Source organism: Thioalkalivibrio versutus, assembly GCF_001999325.1.
In the GTDB taxonomy this organism is placed as follows: Bacteria; Pseudomonadota; Gammaproteobacteria; order Ectothiorhodospirales; family Ectothiorhodospiraceae; genus Thioalkalivibrio; species Thioalkalivibrio versutus.
The window spans coordinates 47,546-55,499 of the sequence record NZ_MVAR01000016.1 but is presented as its reverse complement, the minus strand read 5'-3'; the positions used below and the strand labels follow the sequence as shown (position 1 = coordinate 55,499).

Genomic DNA, 7,954 nt, shown 5'->3' with positions numbered 1-7,954 from the left:
CGGGGCCGCCAGCAGGATCGCGTCGACCGTCATCTGGTGGAAGCGGTCCTTGATGCCGGCGCCCTTGATCAGCAGCAGCGCGAAGATCACGCCGATGGCCAGCGCCACGACCGGGGTGCCGAGGAAGATCAGTGCGTTGGCGAATATCCCGGCCTCGGTGTCGCGGGTGGCCAGCAAGGCGACGGAGCCGATGGAGATCAGCACGATCGGCGCCAGGATGGGCATGAACGCGCCCAGGGTCGTCGGGCGGTGTTCCAGCTTGATCTCTTCCCTCTCGACCTCCTGCCCGGTGGCCTCGCTGATCGGGTCCGGTTCCAGCAGCTCTTCGTCATTGGCATTCGCGTAGCGGCTGGCCCACAGCCAGCCCACCGCGGCCGCGACAGCGGAGACGAACAGCCCCACCAGGATCACCAGGCCCAGGGCATCGGCGATGCCGATGTTGCTGGCGGCCGCAATCGGGCCGGGGGTGGGCGGCACGAAGTTGTGCGTGGCGAACAGCCCGGTCGCCAGCGCGACACTCATGGCCACCACCGAGATGCCGGCGGTCTTGGCCAGCGCGTTCTTCAGCGAGTTCAGGATGACGTAGCCGGAGTCGCAGAACACCGGGATGGATACGATGTAGCCGATGATCGAGACCGTGAGGGTGGGGAAGCGGTCGGACAGCGTGCGGATGATCGCCTCCGCCATCACCACGGCCGCTCCGGTGCGGTCGAGGATGACCCCGATGATCGTGCCCAGGGCGATCACGATGCCGATGTAGCCCAGGGTGCTGCCGAAACCGTCGTTGATGACACTGATCGCCTCGCGCGGCGCGATACCGCCGATGAGTGCCATCGCGAAGGCGGCGATCAGCAGGGCGAGGAACGGATGTACGCGCAGTTTCGCGGTGGCGAACACCAGCGCGGCGACGACCACAATCAATCCGATAATCAGCATGTCGCGTCCTTTTGCCTTTTTATGAGTATCGATCCGGAGTCTAGACGTCCGTGAGCGGTTCGGTGTCCCGTGATTGGTCTGGGCGCTACAATCCAGACGCCATTTCTTGCCAGGGGATTCCTGCATGCATCGTGTTATCGCTTTTTCGGGGTTGATGGGCGCGAGCCTTGCGCTGGTGATGTCCGCATCGGCCGCGGCCAATCCGTATTCCGGGTTGCAGGAGCGCGAGATCAAGGCACTCTCCGCGCAGGAGACCGAAGACCTCCTGGAAGGGCGCGGCATGGGGATGGCGCTGCCGGCCGAGCTGCACGGCTACCCGGGCCCGCTGCATGTGCTGGAGGTGGCCGAGGAACTGAACTTGACGGCCGAACAACACCGCGAGACCGAGCGGCTGTTCGAGACCATGCGGGAGCAGGCGCGCGAACTGGGCCGGCGCATCGTGGAGGGTGAAAGGGAACTGGACGCGCGCTTTGCGGAGGGCGGGATCTCCAGCGAGACCATCGAGACGCTCACGGTCGAGATCGGCGAGCTGCGCGGTCGCCTGCGCCACCTGCACCTGTCCTACCACCTGAAGATGGACGCATTGCTCAGCGACGAGCAGAAGGCGCGCTATCGGCAGGCCCGCGGTTATCACGGCGAGGCGGAAGATCGTCCGGGGCCTGAGCATCACGGCCACGAAGGTCACCACCACTGAACGCCCGTGCCCTTGCCGGAAAGGAACTAACCGGCCGGGGCTGTGTTCGATTGAAAAGACGGTCGGAGCGCGCATGACGGGAGCCCTGAACCTGGATCTGAACCGGCCGGTGGTCGTGGAGACGGCGGCGCAGCCCTGGAGCGGCAGCCGTGCCGACGGCGTGGTGCGCAAGCCGCTGGAACGCGAGCAGGCGGAAGCGGGCCGCGCCACCAGCATCGTGCAGTTCCAGCCCGGAGCCCGCTTCCCGCCGCACACGCATGCGCTGGGCGAGGAGATCCTGGTACTGGACGGCGTGTTCTCCGACGAAACCGGTGACTATCCCGCCGGCACCTACCTGCGCAATCCGCCGGGTTCCCGCCACACGCCGCACTCGGATCCCGGCTGCACGCTGTTCGTGAAGCTGGAGCAGTTCGCGCCCGAGGACCGCGAGAAGGTGGTGGTGGATACCCACTCGGCGCCCTTCCAGCCGGGCATCGGCGGCTTGCGCGTCCTGCATCTGCACAGCTTCGGTGCCGAACACACCGCACTGGTGCACTGGCCGGCGGGGGAGCATTTCCAGCCCCACCGGCACTGGGGCGGGGAGGAGATCCTGGTGCTGTCCGGCGAATTCATCGACGAGCACGGGCGCTATCCCGCCGGCACGTGGATCCGCAGCCCGCATTCGAGTCAGCACGACCCCTGGGTGGAGGAGGAGACGCTGATCTACGTGAAGACCGGTCACCTGTGATGCCCTGCGCCCGGGCCTGCGCTTTCACCGGGTAAGGTGACCGAAGGCGCCCGGGCCGGGTACAGGGACCCCCTTTACACGGGAGCAGGCCGATGCAGCAGCCCGAATCCCAGCAGGACACTGTCCTCGACCCGTATCGTGCCCGCATCCGGGCGGCATACGGGGCCGACGAGGCGGCCGTGTTGCGCGACCTGCGGGCCGCCATCCGGCTGGATGCCGAAGCCCGCGCCCGTATCGCGGCCGAGGGCGCGCGCATCGTCGAGCGGGTGCGCGCCGACACATCGCCGTCGATGCTGGAGAGCTTTCTCGCCGAGTACGGCCTGTCCACCGAGGAGGGTGTCGGTCTGATGTGTCTGGCGGAGGCCCTGCTGCGGGTGCCGGACGCCGAGACCATCGACGACCTGATCCAGGACAAGATCGAGCCCTCCGACTGGGGCGCCCACCTCGGGCATTCCTCGTCGTCGCTGGTGAACACCTCTACCTGGGCCTTGATGCTGACCGGCAAGGTGCTGAGCGACGACCCGCAGCGCCCGGCCGCCGCATTGCGCGAGCTGATCCGGCGGGTCGGCGAGCCGCTGGTGCGTACTGCCGTGGCGCAGTCGATGAAGCTGCTGGGGCGCCAGTTCGTGCTCGGCGAGACGATTGCCCAGGGGATGCGCAACGCGCGCGAGATGGAGCGCGAGGGCTACACCTATTCCTACGACATGCTCGGCGAGGCGGCGCGTACCGATGCCGACGCCCGGCGCTATCACGAGGCCTATGCCACGGCTATCGCGGAGATCGCGAAGCAGGCGCAGGGCGACGTGCGTTCCAGTCCCGGCGTCTCGGTCAAGCTTTCCGCGCTGCATCCCCGTTACGAGTACACCCACCGCGCGACGGTGATGGCGGAACTCGTGCCGCGGGCGCGGGAACTAGCACGGCAGGCGGCGCGGGCCGGAATCGGTTTCAACATCGACGCCGAGGAGCAGGATCGCCTGGAGTTGTCGCTGGACGTGATCGAGGCCCTGCTGGCGGATCCGGAACTGGCCGGCTGGGACGGCTTCGGCGTGGTCGTGCAGGCCTACGGCCGCCGCGCGGCGCCGGTGATCGAGGCGCTTTACGCGCTGGCGGAGCACCTGGAGCGGCGGATCATGGTGCGCCTGGTCAAGGGCGCCTACTGGGATACCGAGATCAAGCTGGCGCAGGAACGGGGTGTGGAACACTTCCCGGTGTTCACGCGCAAGGTGAATACCGATGTCAGCTACATCGCCTGCGCGCAGATGCTGCTGGACCGGCGCGACCGCATCTACCCACAGTTCGCCACCCACAACGCGCATACCTGTGCGGCGGTGCTGGCCATGGCCGGAGACGATCGCGACGGCTTCGAGTTCCAGCGCCTGCACGGCATGGGCGAGTCGGTGCACGCCATCGTCAAGGCAACGGCCGGCACCCGCTGCCGCATCTACGCCCCGGTGGGCGCGCATCGTGACCTGCTGGCTTATCTCGTGCGTCGCCTGCTGGAAAACGGCGCCAACAGCTCTTTCGTCAACCAGGTGGTGGACAGCGCCATCGCGCCGGCGGAGATCGCCCGCGACCCGCTCGCCGAGCTGGATGCCCTCGGCGACACCATCGCCAACCCGGCCATCCGCGACCCGGCTGATCTCTACCAGCCGCAGCGGCAGAACTCGCGTGGCTACTGCGTTAACGAACCCGCCTCCATCCTGCCGCTGCTCGAGGCGCGCGAGGCCTTCGCGCGGATGCGCTGGCAGGCGGCGCCGATGCTGGCCGCGGGGCACGCGCCACAGGGCGAACCCCGCGCCGCGGTTTCTCCTGCCGACCCCGACGACGTGGTGGGGGCGGTGCGCGAGGCCACGGTGGAGGAAGTCGAGCAGGCCCTGCGGGCCGCATTGATGGGGTTTGTCGACTGGTCGGCGCACCCGGTCGCGGCACGGGCGGACCTGCTGCGCGCCATCGCGGATCGTTACGAGGCGCACGCCCCCGAGCTGATCGCGCTGGCCAACCGCGAGGCCGGCAAGACCGTATGGGACGGCATCGCCGAGGTGCGCGAGGCGGTCGACTTCCTGCGCTACTACGCCGGCGAGGCCGAACGGCTGGAAGAGGAGGCGGAGCTGGAGCCGCGCGGGGTGTTCGTTTGCATTAGCCCGTGGAACTTCCCGCTGGCGATCTTCACCGGGCAGGTCGCCGCGGCCCTGGCGATGGGCAATACCGTGCTGGCCAAGCCGGCCGAGCAGACCCCGCTGATCGCCACCCGCGCGGTGGAGCTGATGCGCGAGGCCGGCCTGCCGGAGACCGCCCTGCAGTTGTTGCCGGGTGACGGCCCGTCCGTCGGCGGGCCGCTCACCGCCGATCCGCGCATCAGTGGGGTCTGCTTTACCGGCTCCACCGAGGTGGCGCAGCGGATCCATCGCAGCCTGGCGGACAACGCCGGGCCGGACGCTGTCCTGATCGCCGAGACCGGCGGGCTGAACGCGATGATCGTCGACAGCTCCGCGCTGACCGAACAGGCGGTGCGCGACATCCTTGCCTCCGCCTTCCAGTCCGCCGGGCAGCGCTGCTCCGCGCTGCGCATGCTCTACGTGCAGGACGAGGCCCATGACCGGTTGCTGGAGATGCTGCAGGGCGCGATGGACGCGCTGACCATCGGCGATCCCTGGCAACTGGCGACCGACGTCTCGCCGGTGATCGATGCCGAGGCACAGGCGGATATCCGCGATTACCTGAAGGCGCAGGAGGAGCAGGGATGCCTGGTGAAGTCGCTGCCGGTGCCGGAGACCGGACGTTTTGTCGGCCCCTCTATCGTCCGGCTCCCGGGGATCGAGGCCCTGGAGCGCGAGGTATTCGGCCCCGTGCTGCACGTCGCGCGCTTTCGCGCGCGGGACCTGGACGCCGTGGTGGATGCCATCAATGCCCGCGGCTACGGCCTGACCTTCGGCCTGCATACCCGCATCGACGATCGCGTGCAGCAGGTGGTCGAGCGCCTGCGCGTGGGCAACCAGTACGTGAACCGCAACCAGATCGGCGCCATCGTCGGTTCCCAGCCGTTCGGCGGCGAGGGGCTCTCCGGCACCGGCCCGAAGGCCGGCGGGCCGCTGTACCTGACCCGTTTCGGGCGCCGCCTGCCAGTCGCCGCGGATCACCCCGCGGCGCCGGATGCGGAGGCCCCCGGGGTTACCCGGGATACCCTGCAGCAGGCCCTGGACGCGCTGGATGCCGGTGACTGGGCCGCGCGCACCGACCGGATGGAGGTGCTGCGCAAGGCGCTGCCGGAGCGCACGGGGCTGCTGCGCCAGGCCCTGGCGGAGACCGCGGCGTTCGACACGAGTCCGCAGACGCTGCCGGGGCCGACCGGCGAGAGTAATCGCCTGCGTCTCTATCCCCGCGGTCCGGTGCTGTGCCTGGGGCCGGGTGCGGAGGTTGCACTGGCGCAGGCGGCGCAGGCGCTGGGGGCGGGGTGTCCGGTGGTCATGGTGGCCCCGGGTGCCGAACGCGCCGCGCGGGCGCTGCAAAAGGCCGACGTCCCGCTGCGGGGGATCGACGGCGTCGTCGATCCGGAAACGCTGACTCTACTCGACGGTCTGGTGGCGGTGGCCGCGGTCGGTAGCAGCGAGTGGACCCGCAGGTTGAGCAAGGCGCTGGCGCTGCGCGACGGGCCGATCATTGCGCTGGAGACCGCCCTGATCGCGCCGGAGCGCTATGTGGTGGAGCGCCACCTGTGCATCGACACCACCGCCGCCGGCGGCAACGCCAGTCTGCTCGCAGCCGCTGACTGATGCCGGCTACGTTGTGCGGTGGCGCCGGTCTGGCCTGGGCGCGTTACCGGCGCTTCTTGCGGCGCTTCTGGCCCACCTTTACACGCTGGAGTGCGGCCTGCAGTTCACCGTGCGCCTCCTTCGGGATGGAGGACGAGCTGCGCAGGCGCAGCCCCTTGCCGGTGCGAACCGCAGTCAGGCGCCCGTTCTCGACGCCGTAGCGCCGGACAATGTCGCGGGCCGCATGTTCGAAGTGCATCGGCGGGTCGCCGCGCCGCACCCGCAGTTTCCCGTCCGCGATCTCCAGGCTGAAGATGATGCTCGCCTGCCAGATCAGCAAGGCGCCCGCCACCAGCAGCAACACAATCATCAACAGCAGCGTGATCAGCATGGCGTCCTCTCCGGTGGTGCCCCGACCTGCATGAGTCTGGGGCAGGGCGTAATGAATCCGTCGCGCCGATCGTAGCACTCGAACACGCGGTTGCGTCTCGCGCGGCCGGACCGATGGGCGCGTGCGGTGCCGGATGGCCAAAGGTCGCGCAGGGTTTGAATGTGCAGTATGCACATGGAGTGCTAGTATGTGCTTACTGCTGTTTGTCTGGAGGTGAGCCATGAGCACTGCAGAGCTTCTGGCCCCGGAACGTTCCGAGGTCCTGCGCGAGGCGCTAGTCAATGCCGGCAAGGCGCTGGGCCTGACCCAGGCGGAGCTGGGCGAGGTAGTCGGGCGCGGCCGCACGGATATCAGTCGGGGCAACATCGAGCCGGCCAGCAAGCCGGGTGAGCTGGCGCTGTTGCTGATTCGCTGCTATCGCGCGCTCTATGTCCTCACCGGCGGGGATGTCGGTGCGATGAAACACTGGATGCAGACGCACAACCACCACACCGGAGGCGTGCCCGCCGAGCAGATCCGCACGGTTCAGGGTTTGGTGGGCGTGCTGGAATATCTCGACGCGATCCGCGGCAAGCTATGAGGGTAACCTGACATGCCGGACTGGGATGCCCTGGTCGAAGCGGCGCCGCGTGTCATGCTGAGGGGGGAGGTCCTGCGCCTGGTGGAGAGCCAGGAGCAGGTTGCCACCAACCAGATTGTCAGCTCGCTCGACCGCCAGGCCGTTCTGGAAGAGATGCTGGAGGCCACCAAGCCGCCCCGGCGTCCGGGTACGGAACGGCTGCACTACCTGCTGGCGACGCCGTTTCGCTACCCGCCGCTACGTCACGGATCGCGCTTCGGCCGTCGCCACGAACCCAGCCTGTTCTACGGCGCCCTGCGCGAGCGCACGGTCCTCGCCGAGGCGGCCTACTACCGGTTTGTGTTCTGGCATGGCATGGCGACCCCGCCACCGCGCAAGCTCGATACCCAGCACACGTTGTTCGCCGCACGCTACCAGAGCCCCAATGGCTTGCAGCTCCATCAGCCCCCGTTCGCTGAACACGCGGACCTGTTGCGTCATCCCGCCGACTATCAGGCCACCCAGGCCCTGGGCGCCGCGCTGCGCGAGGCCGGCATCGACCTGTTCGAATACCCGTCCGCCCGCGATCACGAGGCCGGCCTGAACCTCGGGCTCTTCAATGCGCGCCCGTTTACCCGCAACAAACCCACGCGCCAGGATCCCTGGCTGTGCCAGCTCACCGCCGACCACGTCCGTTTCCTCAAGCCCCGCGACGGAGCCCTGCACGACTTTCCCCTGACCCAGTTCCACTACCAGGGCCGGCTGCCGCTACCCGCCTGACAGCCGTACCCACACCGGCCATTGCGAGGCCTCGCAGAGGCCGTGGCAATCGGTCGGAGCGTGCTGGGCCGCCGGTCGGTCGCAATGCCGGGGCAGAAGGCCCGACCTGATCCGGCGT

The 7,954-nt window shown here is 68.6% G+C and carries 7 protein-coding genes; 5 read left to right on the top strand and 2 right to left on the bottom strand.

Annotated elements, in window-relative coordinates; genetic code table 11:
* Positions 1-936 (bottom strand): GntP family permease (locus B0684_RS06455; RefSeq protein WP_077276994.1); only part of this gene is annotated, 936 nt, incomplete at its 3' end.
* Between the two features lie 124 nt (positions 937-1,060).
* Here B0684_RS06455 and B0684_RS06450 point away from each other — a divergent pair.
* The 3 genes from B0684_RS06450 (at position 1,061) to putA (ending at position 6,127) form a co-directional block, all read left to right on the top strand.
* A complete protein-coding gene (locus B0684_RS06450) occupies positions 1,061-1,630 on the top strand; it encodes a Spy/CpxP family protein refolding chaperone (RefSeq protein WP_018176559.1) in 570 nt (189 codons plus the stop codon).
* A 73-nt stretch (positions 1,631-1,703) separates the two neighbouring features.
* Positions 1,704-2,357, top strand: a complete 654-nt coding sequence (locus B0684_RS06445) for a cupin domain-containing protein (protein WP_018176558.1) — start codon at positions 1,704-1,706, stop codon at positions 2,355-2,357.
* 92 nt (positions 2,358-2,449) lie between these two features.
* A complete protein-coding gene (putA, locus tag B0684_RS06440) occupies positions 2,450-6,127 on the top strand; it encodes a bifunctional proline dehydrogenase/L-glutamate gamma-semialdehyde dehydrogenase PutA (protein WP_018176557.1) in 3,678 nt (1,225 codons plus the stop codon).
* Positions 6,128-6,170: 43 nt separating this feature from the next.
* Here the strand turns inward: putA and B0684_RS06435 are convergent, their stop codons facing one another.
* Positions 6,171-6,497 (bottom strand): DUF3634 family protein, encoded by a 327-nt coding sequence (locus B0684_RS06435; protein ID WP_018176556.1) that lies wholly within the window; start codon positions 6,495-6,497, stop codon positions 6,171-6,173.
* Between the two features lie 220 nt (positions 6,498-6,717).
* On the opposite strand from B0684_RS06435, the gene B0684_RS06430 reads away from it, so the two are divergent.
* Positions 6,718-7,077, top strand: a complete 360-nt coding sequence (locus tag B0684_RS06430; RefSeq protein WP_018168043.1) for an MbcA/ParS/Xre antitoxin family protein — start codon at positions 6,718-6,720, stop codon at positions 7,075-7,077.
* Positions 7,078-7,089: 12 nt separating this feature from the next.
* Positions 7,090-7,836: an RES family NAD+ phosphorylase gene (locus tag B0684_RS06425; RefSeq protein ID WP_018168042.1), complete on the top strand. Its 747-nt coding sequence runs from the start codon at positions 7,090-7,092 to the stop codon at positions 7,834-7,836.
* Positions 7,837-7,954 lie beyond the last annotated feature (118 nt).

Bases quoted from the DNA above. Each gene is read 5' to 3' on its own strand.
- B0684_RS06450 (WP_018176559.1), top strand. From the start codon at position 1,061: ATGCATCGTGTTATCGCTTTTTCGGGGTTGATGGGCGCGAGCCTTGCG.
- B0684_RS06445 (WP_018176558.1), top strand. From the start codon at position 1,704: ATGACGGGAGCCCTGAACCTGGATCTGAACCGGCCGGTGGTCGTGGAG.
- putA (WP_018176557.1), top strand. From the start codon at position 2,450: ATGCAGCAGCCCGAATCCCAGCAGGACACTGTCCTCGACCCGTATCGT.
- B0684_RS06435 (WP_018176556.1), bottom strand. From the start codon at position 6,497: ATGCTGATCACGCTGCTGTTGATGATTGTGTTGCTGCTGGTGGCGGGC.
- B0684_RS06430 (WP_018168043.1), top strand. From the start codon at position 6,718: ATGAGCACTGCAGAGCTTCTGGCCCCGGAACGTTCCGAGGTCCTGCGC.
- B0684_RS06425 (WP_018168042.1), top strand. From the start codon at position 7,090: ATGCCGGACTGGGATGCCCTGGTCGAAGCGGCGCCGCGTGTCATGCTG.